Origin of the sequence: Rhizobium sp. LjRoot98, from assembly GCF_964252935.1 — a bacterium.
In the GTDB taxonomy this organism is placed as follows: Bacteria; Pseudomonadota; Alphaproteobacteria; order Rhizobiales; family Rhizobiaceae; genus Pararhizobium.
In genome coordinates this window covers 395,420-418,516 of record NZ_CAXUPW020000005.1, presented here as the reverse complement: position 1 = coordinate 418,516, position 23,097 = coordinate 395,420, and the positions used below count along the sequence as shown (strand labels likewise).

At 59.5% G+C, this 23,097-nt stretch carries 14 protein-coding genes and 1 pseudogene; 9 read left to right on the top strand and 6 right to left on the bottom strand.

The features are described 5' to 3' along the window. Window positions 1-15: 15 nt before the first annotated feature. Window positions 16-1,230, top strand: a complete 1,215-nt coding sequence (gene repC / locus ACSQ3J_RS18895; protein WP_060504565.1) for a plasmid replication protein RepC — start codon at window positions 16-18, stop codon at window positions 1,228-1,230. Between the two features lie 2,034 nt (window positions 1,231-3,264). On the opposite strand, the gene ACSQ3J_RS18890 is transcribed toward repC, so the two are convergent. The 4 genes from ACSQ3J_RS18890 to ACSQ3J_RS18875 form a co-directional block, all read right to left on the bottom strand. After that, window positions 3,265-4,197 (bottom strand): recombinase family protein, encoded by a 933-nt coding sequence (locus ACSQ3J_RS18890; protein WP_060504563.1) that lies wholly within the window; start codon window positions 4,195-4,197, stop codon window positions 3,265-3,267. Between the two features lie 591 nt (window positions 4,198-4,788). Beyond that, complete coding sequence (locus ACSQ3J_RS18885; RefSeq protein ID WP_060504562.1) at window positions 4,789-5,031, bottom strand: hypothetical protein; 243 nt, start codon at window positions 5,029-5,031, stop codon at window positions 4,789-4,791. Window positions 5,032-5,161: 130 nt separating this feature from the next. After that, a complete protein-coding gene (locus tag ACSQ3J_RS18880) occupies window positions 5,162-6,235 on the bottom strand; it encodes an ROK family transcriptional regulator (RefSeq protein ID WP_060504561.1) in 1,074 nt (357 codons plus the stop codon). 53 nt (window positions 6,236-6,288) lie between these two features. Further along, complete coding sequence (locus ACSQ3J_RS18875; RefSeq protein WP_060504560.1) at window positions 6,289-6,939, bottom strand: SGNH/GDSL hydrolase family protein; 651 nt, start codon at window positions 6,937-6,939, stop codon at window positions 6,289-6,291. A gap of 264 nt (window positions 6,940-7,203) precedes the next feature. Here ACSQ3J_RS18875 and ACSQ3J_RS18870 point away from each other — a divergent pair, with 264 nt between their 5' ends. The 6 genes and pseudogenes from ACSQ3J_RS18870 to ACSQ3J_RS18845 form a co-directional block, all read left to right on the top strand. After that, the gene (locus tag ACSQ3J_RS18870; protein ID WP_060504559.1) at window positions 7,204-8,280 is read left to right on the top strand and encodes an ABC transporter substrate-binding protein; all 1,077 of its coding nucleotides are present in this window, start codon (window positions 7,204-7,206) and stop codon (window positions 8,278-8,280) included. A gap of 61 nt (window positions 8,281-8,341) precedes the next feature. After that, a complete protein-coding gene (locus ACSQ3J_RS18865) occupies window positions 8,342-9,835 on the top strand; it encodes a sugar ABC transporter ATP-binding protein (RefSeq protein WP_060504558.1) in 1,494 nt (497 codons plus the stop codon). A 16-nt stretch (window positions 9,836-9,851) separates the two neighbouring features. Next, on the top strand, window positions 9,852-10,823 hold the full coding sequence (locus tag ACSQ3J_RS18860) for an ABC transporter permease (protein ID WP_060504557.1): 972 nt from the start codon (window positions 9,852-9,854) through the stop codon (window positions 10,821-10,823). 2 nt (window positions 10,824-10,825) lie between these two features. Next, window positions 10,826-11,776 carry an ABC transporter permease gene (locus ACSQ3J_RS18855; protein ID WP_436039856.1) on the top strand — a complete coding sequence of 317 codons (951 nt, stop codon included), beginning with the start codon at window positions 10,826-10,828 and terminating at the stop codon, window positions 11,774-11,776. A gap of 27 nt (window positions 11,777-11,803) precedes the next feature. Next, the gene (locus tag ACSQ3J_RS18850) at window positions 11,804-12,460 is read left to right on the top strand and encodes an SGNH/GDSL hydrolase family protein (protein WP_060504555.1); all 657 of its coding nucleotides are present in this window, start codon (window positions 11,804-11,806) and stop codon (window positions 12,458-12,460) included. A 68-nt stretch (window positions 12,461-12,528) separates the two neighbouring features. After that, a pseudogene (locus tag ACSQ3J_RS18845) lies at window positions 12,529-12,693 on the top strand (IS6 family transposase); the annotation flags it as partial. Window positions 12,694-12,753: 60 nt separating this feature from the next. On the opposite strand, the gene ACSQ3J_RS18840 reads toward ACSQ3J_RS18845, so the two are convergent. Beyond that, window positions 12,754-14,289: an MFS transporter gene (locus tag ACSQ3J_RS18840; RefSeq protein ID WP_060504554.1), complete on the bottom strand. Its 1,536-nt coding sequence runs from the start codon at window positions 14,287-14,289 to the stop codon at window positions 12,754-12,756. Window positions 14,290-14,459: 170 nt separating this feature from the next. On the opposite strand from ACSQ3J_RS18840, the gene ACSQ3J_RS18835 reads away from it, so the two are divergent. Continuing rightward, window positions 14,460-15,368 (top strand): LysR family transcriptional regulator, encoded by a 909-nt coding sequence (locus tag ACSQ3J_RS18835; protein ID WP_060504553.1) that lies wholly within the window; start codon window positions 14,460-14,462, stop codon window positions 15,366-15,368. Window positions 15,369-15,539: 171 nt separating this feature from the next. Here ACSQ3J_RS18835 and ACSQ3J_RS18830 read toward each other — a convergent pair whose 3' ends face one another. Next, window positions 15,540-20,234 (bottom strand): cadherin-like beta sandwich domain-containing protein, encoded by a 4,695-nt coding sequence (locus ACSQ3J_RS18830; protein ID WP_436039853.1) that lies wholly within the window; start codon window positions 20,232-20,234, stop codon window positions 15,540-15,542. Between the two features lie 959 nt (window positions 20,235-21,193). On the opposite strand from ACSQ3J_RS18830, the gene ACSQ3J_RS18825 reads away from it, so the two are divergent. After that, window positions 21,194-22,957, top strand: a complete 1,764-nt coding sequence (locus ACSQ3J_RS18825; protein WP_060504550.1) for a monovalent cation:proton antiporter-2 (CPA2) family protein — start codon at window positions 21,194-21,196, stop codon at window positions 22,955-22,957. The last annotated feature ends 140 nt before the right edge of the window (window positions 22,958-23,097 follow it).

Below are 23,097 nucleotides of genomic sequence, written 5' to 3'. Positions count from 1 at the left end.
TAAAAGGTGAAGGAAATGCAGATTAGTCGTGTAACGACGCCCTTTGGGCGGCGGCCGATGTCGCTTGCCTTGGTTACGAGGCAAGTCGCTCTGACCGAGATCAAGCCGGGTAAGTCGGCTGACAAGTGGAAAATCTTTCGGGACATCTCCGAAGCCAGGGAATTGCTTGGTCTACAGGATCGCAGCCTGGCAGTGCTTGACGCGCTGTTAAGCTTCTATCCGGACAAGGAACTCCGCCAGGATGCCCAACTCGTTGTCTTCCCGTCCAACGCTCAACTGACCGTCAGGGCGCATGGCATTGCCGGCGCAACTCTTCGAAGGCATCTCGCCGCTCTCGTGGAGGCGGGTCTGATCGTGCGGAAGGATAGTGCCAATGGCAAGCGCTTCGCCAGAAAGGATCGAGCGGGCGATATCGAAGCCGCATTTGGCTTCGATATTTCACCTCTCCTTCTCCGCGCTGAAGAATTGGCAGGCCTTGCGCAGCAAGTGGCAGCCAATCGCGCTGCCTTTCGCCGAGCCAAGGAGAGGCTGACAATTTGCCGACGGGATGTCCGGAAGCTTATCACAGCCGCAGTCGAGGAAGGTGCACCCGGCAACTGGCACACAATTGAAGGCGCCTACATTGACTTGGTTGCCAGAATTCCGCGTTCTCCAACACTCAGCGACATGACGTCAATTTTGGCCGAGATGAGCCTGCTCCAGCAAGAAGTACTTAACTTGCTGGAAATGCAACGAAAAGACCATATTTTAAGCACCTATGATGCTCAGAATGAGCGCCACATACAGAATTCAAATACAGAATCTCATAATGAATCTGAACCTCGCTTAGGAAAAAGATCTGAAGAAAAACCGAATGAACCGATCCGGTCGCAGAATCGGAACATTCCTGCATTCTCGCTGGGGTTTGTTTTGAGAGCTTGCCCTGAGATAGCCCTTTACGGTCCCGGGGGCGGCGTCAACAGCTGGCGTGACTTGATGGCGGCGGCGGTTGTTGTCCGCTCCATGCTCAGAGTTGATCCGTCCGCCTATGAAGATGCCTGCGAGGCAATGGGGCCGGAAAACGCCGCAGTAGCCATGGCGTGCATTCTTGAGCGAGCCGGCCATATAAATTCGGCTGGCGGATACCTTCGTGGTCTTACCTCTAGGGCAAGACGTGGAGAATTTTCACTCGGTCCAGCGCTTATGGCGCGGTTACGGGTTAATGGAGAGAGCAATTGCAGGGTGGGATAGTTGGTCCAATGAGTTTCTGTCAGGTACCAAAACCCTGACAGCTGTCAGGGTTTTGTTCGGGGGCAATTACGCGTGCCTTCGCGCAGGCTATTGGCAGTCGTGGTTACGAGCGTGACAGAGTTATTTGGCAGTTTCAGTGGTTGCCTTGTTCTTAGTCTCGCACCGTCTTGACCAAGAGGTACCAAGACGCTGTCAGAAGCTTGGTCATGAAAAAGGGACTGATCCAACTCAGACAGACAACGCCAGAACCGACGCGGCATTGGATCAAGACGTAGGCAACATCGGCTTGTGCGCACTTTCATCGTATTGTCGCAAAGTTCTCTCGAACGACCACCAGAACAGTGGACTGGATGCATCGGCCAGAAATTCCACCCGCTAGGCACCTGTATCGCAACGCACGGCATAGTGTTTACTCATCTTCAGCACGTGGATGAGCTAGGGAGTTCCACGAGCTAGCTGACAGCCAATGAAGACATGGCATGCTGATCGACAGGGTGTTCGCGAAGGAGACAGCGGAAAGCAGCTGAGGCAATCTCCGCAGAGCGCTTAACAAGATCCTGGATCGCGGGCTGGGTTCCTACCTGGGCAGAACTCAGAGAGCTCATCCTCAAAGCGGTCAGGTCGAGAGATCCAAGCGGCTGTGTTGGCGCGAAAGTGCTGTAGCAGCGTTTTTCCTAGCATGAGGCCCGCTAACGTCCGTCGTTGGTCAACAGATGAACTGAAATCGTCGTAACTCCTGTCCGTAAGGGCGAGTGACCACAAGCGAATGAAGGGGCGATAAATCAATAAAATGTAGTGGTGGCTGTTCGAACCAAACTGACAATTCCTTCCACTCGGTCGTCATCTTTGGGCAACCGAGTGACCGCAGTCAGCTACGATACACTTTGCGTATGTTGCCGCTGCGTCGTCATTTGACTGAACAGCACCTGAAGGATCGTAAAAATCCATCCCACGGCTTGAAACTGATTGGGGCACGGCAGTCTGCAGGCCGGGTGATCGGCGACTTGATGATCCAGGAAGCACCGAAAACCATACCGCCAGAATGCATTGCTCGGGCTTGTTGGAAAGCGAGATCGTGTTGCGGGATACAGCAACTCGACGAAGCCCTGTGGAGGACAGAGCTTGATGAAGATTGTGTCGTAACGCGCACGGAAGGGGCGCGCTTCTTACCCTCGCTCGAGCCAGCTGAACGAGTATCATCAACTGTGTTGATCGGCCATTCTTCTCTTCGTCACGTGTTATGGCCTGCCGAGCTGGGTGACAGGCAGGCGCCTGCTGCATGGCGTCTTAAAGCAGAGTACTGCGATTGGCGGCTTCCCTCATTTAGTCCAAATGCAGGTTATCTTTACAGGTCCGAGCGGAGTCATGGTTCTTGAGCAAAATGGCCTGAGCGCCGTCATCAGCGAGTGCCGGTCGACTGCGGTCAGCCGGGTGATCGCACAGGATAGACGTTGGACGCGATCCGATTGGTACGCATGGCTATTCGACTGGTGGTGCCCTGAACGTTACCGACAAGGAGACGGTAACTGTCCTGTCTGCGGGACTTCAAGGACAGTGTCAGGTATTGCTGTATCGAGGTCTCGGTTGTGCTCGTTCACCAGATCTTGATTCCTCATGAATGACGAACGGAAGCAGCCGTCGGTCGTCGTAACGATCTTCCATTTCGGAAGTGACGCGCTCCTCGGAAAGGGGATTCGACGCGATCAAGACGATCGGGACCCAGATCAATTGGCCCTGATTTTCAGCACCGCAATTGCGGTGCGGACGTTAATGCCGGAGAGCAGAGAAGGGGCGTTTGCCGCCCTCGCCACGGGACGAAACTGGCTCCGGACGGAAAACTGTTCATTGTGCGACCCGCACTTTGGCTTACCGTTTGGCCGCTCGCCGAACTTCGCAGGAGCGGACCGGCTGTTGTGAAGCGCATTTTTTTCCGTGCATGGCAAGCCGTCCGTTGATCGAACTGATCATGACAAGGCCGACGTGAAGGAGGATTTTCGTCACAAGGAGACGTTCGCGAGACCGGGGGTGATCGTCTTATGGTCCGGGCCCCCGATCGCGAATGAGACCGAAGCGGCGGGCTTCGTCCAGCAATGCCCTGACGGTAGATGCTTGCCATTTGCGGCCGCCACGCGGCGGCCTCTCCTGCATCCGATCCAATTCAGCCCCAATATCACGCAGCGACCGACTGGGATCGGCAATCGCGATGCCGGCAACCAACCGCATCAGATCATGTTCAGGGGGCCGACGCGGAGACCGGCTCAGCAACTCAGCCTCTGCAAGGTTCTCGTCTACCATGCGGTGGACCGCGCGCCGCAAGCGCTCGACTGTCCATTCTTGGCCCCGACGATTGAGAATGCCGACGACGTCGTCCCAACTGTGCCGTGGACGCAGTTGCCGCACGGTCGGCAACCATGTCTGTGCCGACGAAATCAGTTCATCGAGGTAGGCCCGCCGGCGCGCGACCGAAACGGCCTGGATTGCCTCCGGGCGGCGTTCGCGAAGTCCGGGGTTGCCCGCGAGCCTGCCTTGGGCCTTGGCAATTTTCATGCCCGACTGGGTTCGTTCCACAATCAGTGTCCGTTCGAGCCGGACCACAGCAGCGAGCACCCGCAAGGAAAGCCCCCCGTGTGGGGTCGTCGTGTCGATGGGATCGTGCAGCGAGCGGAAATACACTCTGCGATTCTCCAGATCTTCGAGCACGCCAAGCAAATGGCTGACCGAGTGGGCGAGACGGTCCAAGCTAACGATGAGAAGGACATCGCCGTCAGCGAGATCTTTGAGAAGCTTCGCAAGCACGGGCCTTGCGCCTGGAGCGCCGGATCCTTGTTCTTGATAGATGCGGTCGCAGCCGGCCGCTCGCAACTCGTCGATCTGCGTGTCATTGAACTGATTGTCCGGCGAAAGCCGGGCATATCCAATTAACCTTTGCGGCGGGGGAGGGGGGCCAAGATTTGCGGTCGCCGCCATCGGTTTCTTTCAAGTGTTCCAGAGGTTTTTGTACACATATAAATGCGTGAGAAAACTATCCTTTGCAAGCATGTTTTATGGTGCAAAAGGAAGCCCGTCAGACTCGAAACGCAACTGCCGACGATGAGGAACCGCATCCGCAAAAGAAAACGCGTCAGAGGGCTCTTATGGCGGAAATTCAGCGCGGCCGACTGCGTTAGAAGGGGAGGGGGCCGCATTGCTGTTCAAGCCGATCAGGAGAAGATAAAACACCCGGTAGCCGTTGGTAGATCCGGCTGATCGGACCGGCATCACTCCACTGACCAGGCAAATGAGGCTGCCAAACAAGAACGGGAAGCCGGAGTTTAGGGGCTAACCGCATTCCGTCCCTCGTATTGGGAAAAGGATGGGGATTCGCAACCCATTATCGATCCTATTTACACGTCGACAGGCGGTGCGGTTTCCCAGGAGATATCCCAATAAAACGCACAATCACTACTAAGGTGGCATCCTCAAAAGTCAGATCGCACCAGCGAACCAAAGCAATCAAGATCTCCCGGGCTTTGGTGTGCCGGCTGGACTTGCTTTGGAAAAGTGGAAAGGCAAATTAGATTAGGCGGTCCGTCTCTCGAACTGTGTGGGGCTTATGTAGTGAAGCGTCGCGTGCGGGTGGGATTGTTTAAGCCACCGATTGCGGGCAATGCAGTTATCGTAGCAATTTCCCTTCGTGACATCCAGATCAGGATGCGATTGCTGCGCACGCGCCGCCGGCACCAGCTTCATGCGGTCGGCAATCACTTTCGATAAAAACTCGATCCGCTGCAGATCGCGCTCGCTTATCGCTATCAATCCCATCTGCAAACTCCCACGCATCTTTCAGGCCCGGGGAGTGTGACATTCCAACTTTGCACATACGGACATTCCAACCTTGCCGCCACAAGGCATGCGCGCATCGTTCAATTCCACTCGAGAGCTAAATTTACAATCAATTCACCATGAATCGGGAACTGAACGGCAGGCTGGCCGCACCGACGGCCTTTGGTGCGACGGACGTTCGGCCGACAACCGCATTGACGAACGGAATCTCCTGCTGGACGAGCTTGCACAGCGCGATACAGATCTCGGGCGGAACGAAGGACGACAGCAGGACGGTTTTGAGCTCGATAAATTGCAACAGCGCCTGCGTCGATTTGATGAGGCTTTCTGCGCAGGCCTGCTGCCAATCGGCCAGTGCCGGTCCCATCGGCGGCCAGGACGGATGTTGTTCCCAGAGCCTTGCTGCACTCGGGTCGCCGGCTGGCAAGGCACGCTCCAGCGCCAATACGCCGACGTCGTAGCTCAGCGGTGAATTTCCATTGTAGATCTGGTGGTTGAGCACGAGGCGGCCATGCAGGCGGGCGCCGAGATAGAAGAACAGGAAGTCCTGCAATTGCCGCGCCGTGCCGAACAGGCTTTCGCCACCCGCCGCCGCCGTGATGTCGTTCTGCACGAAGACGGGAAGGCGAAGCTCGGCCTCCAGATAGCGGTGCAGCACGTCATGGTCCGGGCCGGAGCGTATCGGCGGGGTCGGCAACGCAAGACCGACGCCGGCAACGCGCGCCTGCCGGCTTTCCGAAAGTCCGGCGATGGCCTGGTGGATTTCGATTGCAAGTGCTTCCGGTGCATCGAACGTATCGGCCGTTTTGTGCGGCATCACGCGCTGGTGCTGCACATTGCCGATAAAGTCGACGACGGCGATATGGGTATTGCGGTAGCCGACACTGACGCCGACGGAATAGGCGCCTTCGGAATTCAGCATCAGCGGTGTGGTGGGTGGGCCGACGCGGCCCTTTTGCGCTTCGCCGCGCACGACGAGGCCTTCCTGTTCAAGTGAGCGCACGATGACGGAAATCGTCTGCGCCGAGAGGCCGGTCTTTTCACCGATTTCGAGGCGGGTCGTCGCCTCGCTCTGCAGGAGCAGCGAGAGGACCAGGCGCTCATTGTGGCTACGCACGCTCAGCGAATTGAGGCCGCTGGCGCGATCGGCGATGCGAAGCGGGTTGGGCGGCGCGAAACGCATATCAGGCAAGAGCGCGCTCCTTCCCATAAAGGGCGATGATCAGGGGGCAGGGCTTATGCATCGGCCCACCCGATGGCCAGAACTTCCTGTGCCAGCGCTTCTCCGAGCTGGCGATGCGCTGTCTCGTCGATATGGAAACCATCGGCCGGCGAGCATTGGCAGACCGTGCCGGCATCGAAGAAATGCGCCTCCAGCGAATCCGCCATGATCTCGAATTCCAGCCCCAGCTTGCGGGATTTCTCCTGCGCGCCGGAGAAGATCGATTCCCATTCGCGCAGGTCGTCGAGCATTGGCGGCGGCGCGACGATCATGATTTCCGGGTCGTGGCCGGCCGGTCCCGGCGAAAGTTCACGGATATCGTGCACGAGGCAGCCGATGCCCATGGCGACCTCCGAGGGCGGCATGTTGAAGCGCCGCTTCAGGTCATTGGTGCCGAGCATGATGATGATCAGGTCAAGCGGCGTGTGGCTTTGCAGGCAAGGACGCAGATAGGTGCGGCCGTTTTTCAGCACGCCCTCAATCGGGTCGTCATGCACGGTCGTGCGGCCGCTCAGACCTTCTTCGATCACCTGCCAGCCGGGGTCGAGCAGGCTTTCCAGCACGCCGCCCCAGCGCTGCCCGCGGGGGTAGCGCTCAAGCGGTCCCCCGCCCGGAATTTGGCCGTGCGTGTTGGAATCCCCAAAGCATAGAACGGTCCGCGTCACTGTCTCCTCCACCGGGCTGCGTGCCCGCTTTTCGGGTTCAGACTTCGCATCCGCAGGGGCGATTTGCAAGGATGGCCTATTATTCATTCAGTCTGAATAACTATTGACAGGCGAAAGCGCCAGTGCTTTTGTGACGCTCGGAGGAAAGTTTCAGGTCGTTTCAAAGGCTGTGCACGAGCACCGGACATGTGTCGCGGGCTGGCGATGCCGCATGCCTTTCGGCGGGCCTTCCCCCTCGTTAGACGCCTGCTTTGGAGGAGAAGTATGAGCAGCATCATCAGGAAAATCGGCCTGTCGGTTCTTTTGGCCGGCGTGGTCTTCGCAACGAACAGCTTTGCGCAGGAGGTGCCCCTGCTCGACGGTGTCACGACCCGTGCGGACAACAATCCGACGGTGGAAGAGGGCAAATACAAGAAGGACGCGCCCTGGATCATCGGCATGAGCAGTTTCGGCGTCAATGCCAACACCTGGACAGTGCAGGTGGCACATGAGGCGCAGGCCGCCGCCGACCGCGACAAGCGCATCACGAAGTTCGTGTTGCTCGATGCCGGCTTCGACCAGAAGAAACAGGTCGCCGATATCGAGGACCTGATCGCCCAGAAGGTCGATGCGATCATCGTCCAGCCGGTCACCTCGACTTCGGCCAATGCCAGCATCGAGAAGGCTATTGCAGCGGGCATCCCGGTCGTGCTGCACACCGGCCGCATTGAATCCGAGGCCTATACGACGGAAATCCAGGGCGGCGCCGAGCATTTCGGCAAGGTGATGGGTGACTTCCTCGTCAAGGAGCTTGGCGGCAAGGGTAATATCTGGGTGCTGCGCGGCCTCGCCGGCCATCCGGAAGATACTAACCGCTACAACGGCCTGAAGCAGTCGCTCGAAGGCACTGAGATCAAGATCGCCGCCGAGGAACATGGCGACTGGCAGTACGACAAGGCCAAGAAGGTTTGCGAGACGCTTTATCTCAACGATCCCAATGTCGCCGGCATCTGGTCGTCAGGTGCGGATATGACGCGCGCCTGCGTCGACGTCTTCAAACAGTTCGGCGCGCCGATCCCGCCGATCTCGGGCGAAGGCAATAACGGCTTCTTCGGCCAATGGATCGCCGATGGCTTCAAGTCGATCTCGTCGGAATACAGCCCCGCCCAGGGCGCTGCCGGCATCCGCGCTGCGGTCGCCCTTCTGGAGGGCAAGGCGCTGCACAAGCACTACGACTACAACCCGCCGGGCTGGGACCTCGAAAAGGTCAAGAAATACTACCGCGACGACCTGTCGGCGAATGTCTGGTGGCCATCGGAACTCTCCGAAGAGCAGCTCAAAGAGTTCTACGCCAAGCAGTAAGGCGGACCACGCCGGGAGGCGGGCATGCGCCTGCCTTCCGTCACCCGGACAGAGGAAATCCATGTCGCATCCTATTGAAATGGCCGGAATATCGAAGGCGTTCGGCGGTAGCGCCGCGCTTCGAGACGTCTCGCTGGCGCTGGCACCCGGAACCGTGCACGCCCTGATGGGCGAAAACGGCGCCGGCAAATCGACGCTGATGAAGATCCTGGCCGGCGTGCATCAGCCGGATAGCGGCGAGATCCGCCGTGCGGGTCGCACCGTCAGCTTCGCCAATCCGCGCGCGGCGCTGGAGGCCGGCATATCCACGGTCTTCCAGGAACTGTCGCTGCTTCCCAACATGACGATTGCGGAAAACATGTTTCTCGGCCGCGAGCCCCTGGGGCGGCTTGGCGGCATCGACCGGCGACGCATGCGCGAGGAGACGAAGGGCGCGCTGGCGCGTCTTGGCCTTGCGCTCGACCCAGACACGCTGGTCTCCGAACTGTCCATCGCCGAGCGGCAGTTCGTCGAGATCGCCCATGGTATCGACGCGGATGCCGACATCTTCATTCTCGACGAGCCGACCGCAGCGCTCAATGCGGCCGACGTTGATGTGCTCAACCGGCATATCCGGACGCTGCGCGAAGCCGGTAAGGCCATCGTCTACATCTCTCACCGCATGGATGAGATTTTTGCCATCTGCGACGTGGTGACGGTGCTGAAGGACGGCCAGCTGGTCGGCACACGACCGCTCTCCGAGATGACGCCGTCCTCACTGATTGCGATGATGGTTGGCCGCGAACTGGAGGATCTTTTCCCCGAGCGCGGCGAAGGAAAGGGCGCCGCTGCGCTCGCTGTCTCCGACCTCAGGCTTCAGGCGGATGCAAAGCCTTTCTCCTTCATGGTGAAGAAGGGCGAGATCGTCGGCTTTGCCGGGCTTGAAGGGCAGGGGCAGCAGAAAGCGTTGCGGGCGCTGGTCGGGCAGTTTGCGCCGGTCGAAGGAACGGTGTCACGCCGTGGAAACACCATCCGGCTTCCCGTGCCCAAGGAGAGCGGCGTGCGGCGCTGGCAGGCGCTCGGCGGGGCCTTCGTGCCGGAAGACCGCAAGGATGAGGGCCTGTTTCTCGATCACTCCGTCGGCCAGAACATTGTTGCGGCCTTGCATGGTGGCCGCCCGGCTTTGAAGGCGGCAAAGCGTTACAGTTCCGTGATTGCGGAAACGATGCGGCGGCTGAACGTCAAGGCGTCGGGGCCGTCCGACACGGTCGGCGCGCTCTCCGGTGGCAACCAGCAGAAGGTGCTGCTGGGGCGCTATCTCGCCACCGATGCCGACCTGCTCCTCATCGAGGAGCCGACGCGCGGCGTCGATGTCGGCGCCAAGGCGGAAATCTACCGGATCCTGCGGGACTTCGCGAAAGCGGGCGGTGCGGTGCTCGTCCTGTCGCGCGAGACGGTCGAGCTGATCGGCCTCTGCGACCGCCTCTACGTGATCCACGGCAACACGATCGTATCGGAAATGCGCGCTGCTGAGGCAACCGAGCACGGCATTCTCGATGCGGCGCTGAGCGCATGACGAACGGAAAAACCTGATGACATCCCCTTCTTCCACCCTTGGGAAACTGATCACCGGCCGCGGCAGCCGGCAGGGCCTGTGGCTTTTGCCCTTCATCATTGCGATTGCCATGGCGCTGTGGCTTGCCATCACGACGAGCCAGTTCGGCCAATGGAGCAACCTTACCAATCTCGTCGCGCAGGGCATGCCGTTGCTGATCACGGCGGTCGGGCAAATGTTCGTCGTACTCGTCGGCGGGCTCGATCTCTCGATCGGCTCGGTCGTCAGCTTCACGACGGCCATCCTCGCGCTGGATTTGCCGGGCTATCTCACCATTCCCGGTGTCTTCCTGTTCGCCGGCCTGATCGGCGCCACCAACGGCTACTGCATCACCCGGCTCAACGTGCATCCGATCGTCGCGACGCTCTCCATGCAATATGTCGTGCTCGGCATTACCCGCGTGTTGCGCCCGGTTTCCGGCGGCACCGTGCCGGACAGCGTGCGTTGGCTGGTGGAGGGCTCGATTTTCGGCCTGCCGCTACCGCTCTTCTGGGGTGTCGTCACGCTCCTCGTAGCCTGGAAGCTGCTCTACGGCTCGCGTTACGGCCTGCATCTCTTTGCCATTGGCGGCGGTGTCGCCTCGGGCTCGAATGATGCGGCACGCAACTTCGGCATTCCCGCCAACCGCAACATCTTGCTCGCCTATGTGATCTGCTCGCTGTTTGCCGCCCTTGCCGGCCTGTTCCTTGCCGGACGCATCGTCTCCGGCGATCCGAATGTCGGCCTGCTGATGGAGCTCGATGCGATCACTGCGGTTGCCATCGGCGGCACGCAGCTGTCCGGCGGGGTCGGCAGCCTGCATGGCACGGTCATTGGGGTCGCGGTTCTCGCCTTGCTGTCGAACGGCATGAACCTGCTCAATGTCACGCCTTTCGTGCAGACGGCGATCAAGGGCGTTCTGCTCATGGCGGTCGTTGCCCTCCAGTCGCGCAAGAAGATCGGACTCTGATCATGTCGGCTCTCGTCAACTCGACCCTGTTCCGGCGCGTTTCCAAGGTTCCGCCGTCCTATTATCTGCTCGTCGTGCTGCTGGTGATCCTCTTCATCGCCCGCCCGCAGATGCTGAACGCCAATGTGCTCGGCGTCTTCGTCCGCCAGGTCGTGCCGCTCGGTATTCTCGTGCTCGGGCAGCTCCTGGTCATGCGGGTGAAGTCGATCGACCTTTCGGGCGGCGGCGTCATCCTGCTCATCAATTACTGCATCTCGTCCGGCATTTTTCCCGGCGCCTCGCTCGGCTTCTATGTCGTGCTGGCGCTCGCGATCGGCCTTGCCATCGGCCTGTTCAACGGCATGATGGTCGCCAAGCGCCGGGTTTCCGCCGTCATCGTCACGCTGGCGCTCTCCATCGTGCTCGTCGGCTTCGTGCAATATTTGTCGAGCGGCAAGCCGCCGGGCGACGTGCCGAAGATTTTTGCCGAACTGTTCATTACCCGCTTCATCGGCCTGCCGAGCCCGGTTCTGTTCTGGATTGCACTCACCGCGCTGATGGCGCTGCTCCTGTCGCAGACTGTCTTCGGCCGCTGCGTCGCCGCCGTCGGGGAAAGCATACCGGCCGCGCATTTTTCCGGCGTGCCGGTGGAGCGCACGGTCATCCTCGCCCACACGTTGGCCGGGCTGATGGCGGCCATCGCAGCCCTCGTCCAGACGGCGTCCATCGCGGTCGGCAGCGTGCGCGTCGGGCTCGACCTGCCGATCCTGTCGGTCGCCGCGACCATTCTCGGCGGCGTGGTTTTCGGGCGGGGCGAGGGTGGAGTCTGGGGGCCGTTCTTCGGCGTGCTCTGCTTCGCCTTCCTCTTCGTCGTGATGACGATGTTCGGCGTGGGCGATGCGGGAAAACTCGTCGCCCAGGGCCTGATCATCCTGTTTGCGGCCATCTTTTACGGCCTTCGCGCCGGCAAGTGACATCAACAGCCATTCAAGGAGGACCAAATGGCCGAAAAGCGCTCAATCCTGTGCTTTGGAGATTCTTTGACCTGGGGCTGGATTCCCGTGAAGGAATCCGCCCCCACCCTGCGCTATCCCTACGAACAGCGCTGGACCGGCGCCATGGCTGCACAGCTGGGAGACGGCTACCACATCATCGAAGAGGGCCTCAGCGCCCGCACCACCAGCCTCGACGATCCGAACGATCCGCGGCTGAACGGCAGCGCTTACCTGCCTTCCGCGCTCGCCAGCCACCTGCCGCTTGATCTCGTCATCATCATGCTCGGCACGAACGATACGAAATCCTATTTCCACCGCACGCCCTATGAGATCGCCAACGGCATGGGAAAGCTGGTCGGACAGGTGCTGACCTCGGCCGGCGGCGTCGGCACACCCTATCCGGCGCCGAGGGTGCTGGTCGTCGCCCCGCCGCCGCTCGCGCCGATGCCCGATCCCTGGTTCGAAGGCATGTTCGGCGGCGGGTACGAGAAGTCGAAACAGCTCTCCGGCCTCTACAAAGCGCTCGCCGACTTCACCAAAGTCGAGTTCCTGGCTGCCGGTGATCATGTCACGACCGACGGTGTAGACGGCATCCATTTTTCCGCTGACACCAACATCAAGCTCGGACACGCCATTGCGGACAAGGTCGTGGCGCTGTTCTGAGCAATAGCCACTTCGGCGGCGATGTCATGTTGTCCTGGGCTTAAAGGTTGTTGGATAATGCGTCTGAGATGACCCCGCCGCCGATCAGTTCCAAGAACCACCGGTTTCCACCGCAGATCATCGCCCGCGCGGTGTGGCTGTATTTCGGGTTCCTTTAAGCCTGCGGATGGTGGAAGAAATGCTGTTGGAGCGCGGCACTGTCGATTCTTACGACAACAATACGACGATGGGGCCTAACCGACAGCCTGTCTCGGCCCGATGCAACGCCATGACTTCAAGGGCAGAGCCGCGCGTCATGACGGCTTCGCCGTCGAGCATGCAAGCGCGGCTTTCGTCCTGGGCCGGACTCCGAAGATGAGCAGGCTTGCGGTGGCAGACAGCCAGACGCCTGCTGCGCCGTAGATCATGACCCAGCCAAACCCATTCCGCAGCGCCGTCTGGACAGCGGTGTGAGACAAACCATAGTTGGATGACAGCATGCTGCCGGCCGAGATTTTCTCGGCGAGCATGCGCTGCTCCATGCCGGCCATTTGGCCGGAAAGCACGGTGCCCAGCGATGACCGCACGCCTTCGACCAGAATCAGGCCCATCAGCGCGATGTTGATCGCCAGCGAAATCATCCGTGCACTAGTGTCGATGCCCGAGGCCATGCCGGCGCGCTCGGCGGCAACGGCGCCGGTCGCGACATTGGTGACGGTGGTATTGGTGAAACCGAGGCCGATGCCGGCCAACAGGCATCCCGGCAGCATCGTCAGCCAACTGACGTTTTCAACACTACTGCCGGCTTTCATCGACAGGAAGCCGAGACCGATCGTGAACAATCCGGCCGGGATGACGATGCCTGGGCGAAAGTGAAGCATCAGGCGCTCGGCAAGGGGCGGGACGATGAGGGGGGGAAGCGTGTAGGCGAGCAGAGCAATGCTTGCGGTTACGCCGTCATAACCAAGGCCGGCCTGAAACAAGATAGGCAGATAGATCATGAACGGCCAGAAGCTGATGTTCATGCCCACCGACCCGAACAGCGCTCCCGAAAAATCGCGGACGCGGAACACCGAAAAATCGAACATCGGCCGAGTACTGATTTTTTCAGCGATGACGAAGGCGAGCAAGCTTATGACGGCAATTCCGAGGATCGACAAAGCGGCCGGGCTGGCAAAGCCCAGTTCAGGCCCTTGGGTGATGAAGTAGGAGATGCAGAAGACGGCGGCAGACAAGGTCACCATGCCGGTGATATCGAGGCTTTCGGCATCCGGATCGCGCGATTCCTCGACGCCGGCGAGCGCCAGCGCCATCGTCACGCCGGCAAGCACGACATGGACAAGAAATACCCACTCCCAGCTCATCAGCGACACGATCGCGCCACCGACGATCGGGCCAAAACCAAGGCCGATGCCAAAGATGATACCCCACCAGCTGAACGCGATTCCGCGCTGACGGCCGGACTGGAATTGGTGCGAAAGGACGGCGATCTGGCAGATGAGCATTACCCCGCCGGCCATGCCTTGAATGAAGCGGGCGGCGATCAATACCGATACGTCCTCTGTCAGTCCGCAGATTAGCGATGCGATGCCGAATGCGACGATACCGGCGACGAATATGCGCTTGCGGCCGTAGCGATCGGCCAACGTGCCGGCCGCCATCAGGACAGCCGTTACCGCAATGGTGTAGGCGTTCATGATCCATTGCAGCTGTTTGAAATCTGCGCCGAGCACCTTCTCCAGCGTCGGCAGGATTGCCGGGATGCTTGAAATCTCAAGACCGAACATCAGCGAGGAAAGGCAGACGGCTGCCAATGCCAGCGCGCTGCGGCGGGTTATCGGTTGGTTCATTTTCGTAGACTTTCGATGCCATGGCGGACATCGCGGATTTCCGTTGCCGGTCTTCCACGGTACCCGTCGAAGTTGATCTCGCGTGGGTTCGCGGCACCATAACCGGACCTTGATCATAACTGAATTGGATGCTTATATATTTCAGAGATAACAAAATCGGATGGTTCCAAATGACGACGCTGGATGTGGACGCTGTTCAGGCCTTTGTGGCGATTGCCGATTTTCAGAGTTTTACCCGGGCGGCGGAATTCCTCGGCAGCACGCAGGGCGCAATCAGCGTCAAGTTGAAGCGGCTCGAAGAGCGGCTCGGCGTCAGGCTGCTCGAGCGTACGCCACGGCAGGTCCGCCTTTCGGCACAGGGCGCCGTCTTCATCGAGGGCGCTCGCGAATTCCTCGCCGCCCATGATCGGGCCATTGCAGGGCTTTCGTCAACGCGGCGCCGGTTCGGCCTTGGCATCGCTGCTCATGTCGCCGGGCCGGAAGTTCCCACATTGCTGGCGCGCCTCTACGCCCACGATCCGGGACTGTGCATTGAGGTGCGGCTGGAAACATCGCGAAACCTGCTCGAGGCCTTCGACCGCGGTGAACTCGACGCCGTGATCATAAGGCGCGACGAAGACCGGCGCGACGGTGAAACCCTCGGACCGGAGCATTTCGGCTGGTTTGCAGCGCCCGGCTTTCAACGTGTGCCGGGCGAACCGTTACGGTTGGCAGCGCTTGCGCCATTGTGCGGCGTACGGGATATCGCAACCCGTGCGCTTGATGCGGTTGGCATCCCTTGGGTGGAGGTCTTCGTCGGCGTGTCGACTGCGGTCAACGCGGCCGTTTCGGCGGGGCTCGCCGTTGCCCCCTTCTCCTGCCGCCTGGCGCCCTCCGATACGGTCGAGGTCAGCAAGCGGTTCGGTCTTCCGGACCTTCCGTCCTCGGAGATCGTCTTGCATTCGAGCTTGACCGATGCACGCTCGAGAAAGGCCTTGCAGACCCTTGTCGCCACTTTCAGGGAGCGGCATGCAGCGTCGGCCGAAACCGCCACGGCCGCCCAAAAGACATGGCCAAAGATCGAGCTATCCGCATCCTGAGCGCTGCGGGGACAACAACACCGCAGCCTCGATATTGGCGAGGTGAAACTGACATCCAATCGCATCAAACCTTGATCACGGCCAGAAAGTCGACAACGGTTTTAGGACTCGACACACTGAAGATCGGACAGCGGCGCAACCGCGCTGCTGCCCAATCTCACAAAGGTTTTATCAAAACTGTTTGGCCGCTTTGACGCCCGCACCCGCTGATGTTTCGCCGCCGTCGGCGATATTGAGGAGCAGGCTTAGGTCCAGCATCCAGAAGTTTGTTGTCTGCAAGGACAGACCGGCGGTCACCGATCCGAAGGCCCCGGTTCCGTCGAGTCCGGAGAAGCCAGCCGTCACGCCTAACTTCGGGGTGAGCGCCGCGCCGTTTTCCAGCGTAAAGGACCGGGCGACCTCGGCACCGAGGCTGACACGGAACTGCTCCTCATCAAACCCGTCGATATCGATTGCCGCGCCGGCGTCGTTCTTAACGGCGTAGTCATCCACGCTTTCCGAGAAATAGACAATGCGCAGATTGGGCGTGAAGGTCGTATTCTCGTCGATGTTCCACTGGCCCTCGATCGAAGTATCCGCCATCCAGCGAGTGGTATCGAATGTTCCATCCCAGTACCGCGTGTCGATATCGTTGGACGAACCGCCGTATCGTAGGCTGGCGTTCCAGAAGATATTTCGGGCAACTTCGAACGAGGCGTAGGGACCGGCCAGCCAGCCATTGCCCGTTAGTTCTGCATCCGCATCCGTCGGATCGGTCATCCTGTCGTAGTGGAACGACAGGCCGACGAGTGCCTTTTCTGTTATCAGATAGTCCGCCCCCGCATTGATCATGGCGAAGCTGCCCCAGCGGCGGTCATTTTCATCCCGATTGTGCGCGAGGAAAACCCCATCAATCCAGATATTGAATGGCGGCGCCATTGCCCCGCTGACGCCGTCGGCCGCGTCCCGAGCGGCCTCGATTTGATTGAGGCTGGTCGAGAAGCTCGCAGTCATTCCTTCTTGCGACGGCATCATGCGCGCAGTGACGGGATCGGTTGCCTCCATCATCTGCCGGCGCTCCAAGAGGCCCGGAACACTGATAGACGACGAGATCATGTTCTGCCGGGTCCTTACGAAATCGTGCACAAGCGTGTTGATCTCGTCGACGACCTTGTCGGCGTCATATGCCAGCCTGTAGGTGACGATGCCGATGTTTGAGGGCCCAAGCGCTCCGATGAGACGGTATCCAACGCGCACGTCTCCAGAATAGGCCGGATCGGGCACGAACTTCAGATACCATCCGGCTGGCGCACCGGAAGCTCCAGCCTGTGCCAGCTCTCCGCGGATAATAGTTGCGCTGCCCGCACTGGGGGGATCAACGGACACTGCTTCCGCACCGGTGAACGGCCCGCCGGTCGCGCCGCGATTGAGATAGACATTGCCCGGCGCAGATCCAGCCGGCACTTCGATGGTCAGGTTTGGAACCGTGACCACCCGAGGTGTGACTTGCAACAGGAAGGTCGCCGTTCCGGTCGCGCCGTTGCGGTCGGATACCTGAATGGTGAAATCATAGTCGCCGGAACCAGCGTCTGCGCCGAGTGGACCACGGAGTTCACCCGTCGAAATGTTCAGCACCATCCCTTTCGGCAGCGTGCCGGAGACAATTCTGTACAACAGAGGTGCGACGCCGCCTTTTGCCGTAATCAACTGGCTATAATCTTCTCCGGCCATAGCCTTGGTCAACGTGCCGCCCGGAGGCGTAAACACAAATCTCACGCTGGATGACTTTACCTTCAAGGTGTAGGCGGCAGAACCCGTTGCGCCGTTCGCGTCAACCGCCGTGACGATAAAGGTGAAGTCACCGCTCGCAGTCGGTGTGCCGGCGATTGCACCTGTGGAACCGGCGATAGCCAGACCGGCCGGAAGTGCACCGGCCGTCACGCTGTACGCGTAGGGGCCTGTCCCGCCGGAAGCGCTGACAGTTTGGCTGTAGCCCGCATCCACCGAGCCGTCTGGTATGGCGCCAGCTGCAGGAGATAGGGTAATGACAACGGTAGGAAAAGCACGGGTAACCGTGACCGTATAGGTCTTGGCCGTAGTGCCGTCCTGAGCCTTCGCCACCGTCGTGATCATATTGGTACCGACAGCAAGCGCGATGGCGCCTGAGGCAGAACCGGAGACAACCGTCGCACCATTGACGGTTACCGTTGCAGCCGGATCCGCGACCATTGGCGTAAGGGTGATCGATGCAACGCTGTTGGCGACCGCCGCCGTGTAGTTTGTCGTTCCGGCAGCGAAGGATGGACTAAGCGTGCCGCTTGACAACGAAAGGCCCGACAGGTCGGCATTCGCCGATACGGGTGCGGCACGGGTAACCGTGACCGTATAGGTCTTGGCCGTGGCACCATCCTGAGCCGTCGCCACCGTCGTGATTGTATTGGTGCCGACAGCAAGCGCGATGGCGCCTGAGGCAGAACCGGAGGCAACCGTCGTACCATTGACGGTTACCGTTGCAGCCGGATCCGCGACCATTGGCGTAAGGGTGATCGATGCAACACTGTTGGCGACCGCCGCCGTGTAGCTTGTCGTTCCGGCAGCGAAGGATGGACTAAGCGTGCCGCTTGACAACGAAAGGCCTGACAGGTCGGCATTCGCCGATACGGGTGCGGCACGGGTAACCGTGACCGTATAGGTCTTGGCCGTGGCACCATCCTGAGCCGTCGCCACCGTCGTGATTGTATTGGTGCCGACAGCAAGCGCGATGGCGCCTGAGGCAGAACCGGAGACAACCGTCGTACCATTGACCGTTACCGTTGCAGCCGGATCCGCGACCATTGGCGTAAGGGTGATCGATGCAACGCCGTTGGCGATCGCCGCCGTGTAGCTTGTCGTTCCGGCAGTGAAGGATGGACTAAGCGTGCCGCTTGACAACGACAGGCCCGACAGGTCGGCATTCGACGCAAGCAAGCGCGTGACCGCCACCGTATAGGTCTTGGTCGTCGTGCCATCTTGGGCAGTTGTCACGATCGTGATCGTATTGCTGCCGACAATCAAAGGTATGGCTGCAGAGGCGGAACCTGAGGTTACAATCGTACCGTTTATCGTTACCGTGGCCGTCGGGTCGGCGGTCGCCAGCGTGACCGTGATCGTTGACGTACCGTTGGGGACGGAGGCTGTGTAGCTTGCCGTGCCCACGCTAAAAGACGGGCTGAGCGAACCACGCGATAAGTAGAGGGATCCGAGGTCGGCATTTGCAGACGGCGCGCGGCTGATATCAACCGTATAGGTCTTCGTGGTCAAGCCGTCTTCAGCAGTTACTAGGATGGTCACGGGGTTGGAGCCAACGGCAACATTGATCGCGCCGGACATTGCACCGGAGACCACCGGAATGCCGTTAACTGTTATCGTTGCATTGGCGTCTGACGCATAGGGTGTCACGCGTATCGCGGGGATGTTGTTTGCGACTGTAGAATTATAGAACAATGTTCCGGAAGAGAAGGCAGGGCTGAGGCGGCTGTTTGAAAGGCCGATCCCCACAAGTGTCGCATCAGACGATGCCGGCGGCGGCACGGAACGGGTAACTGTCGCCGTATAGGTTTTTGTTGTCGCGTCGGCCGCCGTTACCACAGTTGTGATGGTGTTGGCGCCGACTGCCAGGTTGATCGTCCCGGACGCTGACCCCGAGGTCACCGGTGTGCCGTTGACGGTGACCGTGGCCGTCGGGTCCATCACTGTTGGCATTGCCGTGATCGACGACACGCTATTGGCGACAGTGGCCGTATAACTTACCGTGCCGGCTGAAAAGGACGGAGAGAGCGGCACGCCTGACAATGTCAGGCCTGCCAGGTCGGCATTCGACGACAACGCACGATTGACGGTGATGGTATAGGTCTGCGTTGTCACGCCGTCGGCGGCAGTCACCAGGATGGTGACGGGGGTGGCGCCGACACCAAGACTGATCGCGCCGGACGTCGCACCGGAGACCACCGGGCTGCCGTTCACCGTTATTGTTGCATTCGCCTCGGATGCATAAGGGATCACGCGCATGGATGGGATATTGTTGGCGACAAAGGCCGTATAGCTTGTCGTGCCAGGCGAAAAGGCGGAACTGAGGCTGGCGTTTGTCACACCGATCGCCCGCAGGCTCGCATCCGACGAGGGCGGTGGCGGTGCGGATCGCGTGACCGTGACTGTATACGCTCGAATGGTCGTGCCGTCCTGGGCCGTCACCACCGCGGTGATGGTGTTGCTGCCTTCGACAAGGCTGATCGAGCCGGAGGGTGAGCCCGACGTTACGCCAGTGCCGTTTACCTTGACCGTGGAGGTTGCGTCCGCGACAATCGGCGTCACTGTAACCGATGTAACTGCATTGGCAACCGTCGTCACATAGCTCACTGTACCTGAGTTGAAGGAAGGACTGAGCGAACCGCTCGACAGCACGAGATTATTGAGATCGGCATTGGCCGGGGGGCCTGCGCGGTTGTAGACCACGTTATAGGTCTGCGTCGTCGTAGCGTCTTCAGCCGTCACCTTTATGAGGATCGTGGTCAGACCGACAGGAAGACTGATGACACCGGACGAGCCATCGCCCGCCACTGGCGTTCCATTCACCGTTACGGTGGCATTCGCAGCAGATTTATAGGTCCATACCTTGGTTGCAGGCACGCCATTCGGAACGGAGACCGTGTAGTTCAAAGTACCCGCAGAAAAGCTCGGGCTCAGCGAACCCTGCAAAAGCCCGATTGCGGAAAGATTTGCGTCCGTCGAGGGCGCGGCATCGGATGACGCAGCCAGGTCGAAAAAGGTTAAAAAAAGCACAACGGCAAAAATTGCCACAGAAGTGAAACTGCGGCCTGCCCGGCCGCACTGCGAAATAAACTGATACATCTAAAACTCGCCCCCAAAAGGCTTTCCGCGCGCTCCCCAGCGCGCATAGGCCAATACAACCCGATAAATTATCGATTGATATCGTCGTAGTGATTGACGCGCGTATACGCAACTATACATAGCCAAAAAATGCAAATTACCCCAGAATTGGATTATTCATACAAGTAATGGATCGTATTAGATTATCTTTACATAAGCACTTCATGTATTGCCTCCAGCAAGTTTTACAACCCGAATGCAACCGGATCGATCGGCCTTTGTATGCTGAATGCAGAGATCGGCAAGCTGAATCGCAACAACGGCGCCACTGGGATGGGTGGCGTCGCTTTAACGGATTGTGGCCGCGGTAAGGCACTCACCCGGAATTTCAGAACACGGTCTGGAGTGAACCCCTCGGGCTGGACCAGTGATGCGCATCAAACTAAGCCGTCTGCTGGGCAAGTTGGGTTTCAAATTCTTCTGGTGATCGATAGCCGAGCGCCGAATGAAGACGCCTGGAATTGTAGACCTGTTCAATGCCACAACGATCGTGGCGATTATCGATGCGATGAAGGATACCAATAAACCGGATGAATGCACTGCCAAATTTATTGGGGCGGTAGAACCAAAAGCAGATCCTTGGCGTCCCCATCTTCTGAATGGCTTGAGCTGCTCGCCCGGGCGATCGCGAGTCCAAGTGCCGGCGAGCTTGAGCGCAATTACTTCCACGGGCTTTATTTCGGGAGTGGAATTTTGTTCAAAGCCTCGGACGACGCTTCGGTCTTTACCATGTGGCAACCTTCCCCGAATCTCGGCGACCAACACACGCTGCGGCCGTTCCTTGAGGACCGGAACGCATCAATCGAAGTAAGATTGAGCCCCTCGAATGACATGAAGCCAACGGCTATTGCTTTCGCAGCTATCTTTCATGTTACGAATTGCATTGGCTTGGCCCAGTTGGGGCTTTTCAGGAGAATGATATGGCAGAGGCAGGGATTGCACAGACGCTTGGACCGGTGGTTGTCCTTCTCGCCTCGGCAGTGGTCGCGGTGCCCGTGTTCCGCAAAATCGGGCTCGGTTCAGTATTAGGATACTTCGCCGGCGGTCTCCTGGTTGGTCCATCGGTGCTGGGGATATTCAACGACCCCTCTACCATCCTGCACGTCTCCGAACTGGGCGTGGTGATGTTTCTGTTCCTGATCGGAATAGAAATGCGCCCGCAGAAGCTATGGGCGTTAAGGGCTCAGATCTTCGGGCTTGGCCTTGCTCAGGTCGCGGTCTGTATTGCGCTCTTGACCGGTGCCGGCCTTTTCCTGGGATTACCTCCGGCAGCGGCTTTCATCGCAGGATCTGGCTTCGTCCTGTCATCGACGGCAGTGATCATGTCTATTCTCAAGGAGCGCGGTGAGCTTGCCAGCAGCCAAGGGCAGCAAGCCGTTTCGATTTTGCTGCTCGAGGACCTGATGATCGTGCCGCTCCTGGCAATCGTCGCCTTCATGAGTGTTCCTGCAGGTGGAGAAGACCAACGCGGCATCGACTTTATCGCAATCCTTGTCGCGTTGGGCGCCATTGCGGTGGTGATTGCCGCCGGGCGCTGGCTACTCGACCCCTTCTTTGCGCTCCTCGCCCGGGCACGCAATACGGAGGTTCTGACGGCCGGCGCGCTCCTTGTGGTGTTGGGATCGGCCCTGCTGATGGAGGTAAGCGGCCTTTCGATGGCAATGGGGGCTTTCCTCGCGGGCGTTATGTTGTCGGGGTCCAGCTATCGCCACCAGATTGAAACGGATATCGATCCCTTCAAAGGCCTGCTGATGGGTTTGTTCTTCCTGGCGGTCGGGATGTCGCTTGATCTGACCGTCGTGGCCGGAAACTGGTGGATGATCCTTGCGCTGCTGGTCGCCTATGTGATTGTGAAATCGATCGGAATCTATGCTGTAGCGCGGATATTCGGTACCGCACACATTCAGGCGCTGCGTCGCGTCTCGCTGTTTGCACAAGGCGGCGAGTTCGCCTTCGTGCTCTATTCAGCTGCTACGGGTGGTGGTGTGATTGGAGCGGCGGAGAACGCCGTCTTCTCAAGCGTCATTATTCTGTCCATGGCACTCACGCCACTGGTCCTCATCGCCGCCGATCGTTTTCTCAAGGACAAAGCGGCCTCGATGGATGGTATCGAAACCGCATATGCACTGAAGGGCCGTGTGCTGATGATCGGCTTCGGCCGCTTTGGCCAGATCGCCTCGCAGATGATGCTTACACAAGGCATTGAAGTCGCGCTCATCGATAATGACCCCGGTCGCATCCGGGACGCTGAACGGTTCGGCTTTAAAGTATATTTCGGCGACGGCGCACGGCTCGACATTTTGCGCCAATCCGGCGCTGAGAATGCTGACATGGTTATGGTCTGTGTCAATGACGTAGAAGCTACGGATCGCATCGTCGAGTTGGTGGTTGAGCACTTTCCATCGTGCCGCCTTCTTGTGCGCTCTTATGATCGGGGCCATTCAATCAATCTACGCAGTGCAGGGGTCGACTACGAAATCCGCGAAACCTTCGAGTCGGCACTCGTGTTCGGCGGTGCGGGGCTGAGGGTGCTCGGCATGACAGCACTTGACGTGAGTGAAGTCACTGAAGACGTCCGTCGGCGCGATGCCGAACGGCTCGATCTACAGGCACAACAGGGGCTTTTGGCGGGGGGCGACAGATTGCACGTCAAGCCGAGACCAGAGCCACTCGTTCAGCCCTGATCGTGTGGGTAAACTTGCAGTTCGGGCCGCCCTCGGCGCTGCAGCCTTGGTGTTTTCCTTCATTCTCAGCATGTACGCCTATGCGACACCAGTCCTGCCCGGCGGCCTGAATTTTCCCATGACGGCGCCGATGGGAGGAT